This window comes from Microbacterium sp. BF1 (assembly GCF_019279095.1).
GTDB lineage: Bacteria > Actinomycetota > Actinomycetes > Actinomycetales > Microbacteriaceae > Microbacterium > Microbacterium maritypicum.
Map to the genome: position 1 here is coordinate 1 of NZ_JAGYWT010000746.1, position 808 is coordinate 808.

An 808-nucleotide genomic window follows, 5' to 3' on the forward strand; every position below is an offset into this window, starting at 1 on the left:
CAGCGCGACCAGGCGACAGCGATGTTGCGCGATGCCGCGGCCTCCCGCACGCTCGCGGTGTTCGCCACTGCCTCCGACGCCGATTCGGCACGGACCACCCTCGCCGAGGCCGGATGGCCCGACGCACAGACTCTCGACACGCGTGCTCCTCGCCGGAGCGCCGCAGAATCCACCGAGGTGACCGCATGACCCTCCCCATCGAGCGCGCCCGCTCCCGCAAGCCCATCACCTGGCTGACCATCCTCGGCGTGCTGCTGCTGCCGGCGGCGGTCGGCGGCATCCTGGTCGCGGCCCTGCAGAACCCGACGGAGCGCCTCGACTCCATGACCGCGGCCATCGTCAATCTCGACGAGCCTGTGACCATCGACGGGCAGATGACTCCGCTCGGGCGCCAGCTCGCCGCGGGTCTCGTGGAGGGGTCAGACGACCTCGACTCGAACCTCACCTGGGTGATCTCGAACAAGGACGACGCGGCCGACGGACTCGCCGACGGCTCCTACCAGGCCGTCATCACGATCCCCGAGGACTTCTCGACCGCCGCCACCTCGGCCGGCACCGCGATCTCCGACGGTGGAGGCAAGGCCGAGCAGGCCACCATCACGGTGACCACGCCGAAGGACGGACTCGTCGCCGACGACCTCATCACGGGTCAGCTCGCCGATGTCGCCGCGTCGACCATGGGCACGATGCTCTCCGAGGCGACGACCGAGAACATCCTGGTCGGCTTCACCACCATCGGCGACCAGATCGGCGATGCGGCAGACGGCGCGGTGAAGCTCGCGAACGGGGCGCGGGATGCCGCCACTGG

Annotated in this window: 2 protein-coding genes; both read left to right on the plus strand. The window is 70.2% G+C overall.

Annotated features, from left to right (window positions below; all coding sequences use genetic code 11):
• Nucleotides 1-189 (plus strand): hypothetical protein (locus KZA10_RS16510; RefSeq protein WP_218683436.1); only part of this gene is annotated, 189 nt, incomplete at its 5' end.
• Nucleotides 186-808: YhgE/Pip domain-containing protein (locus tag KZA10_RS16515; protein WP_218683437.1), on the plus strand; the 623-nt coding region annotated here is incomplete at its 3' end. The genes KZA10_RS16510 and KZA10_RS16515, both read left to right, overlap by 4 nt.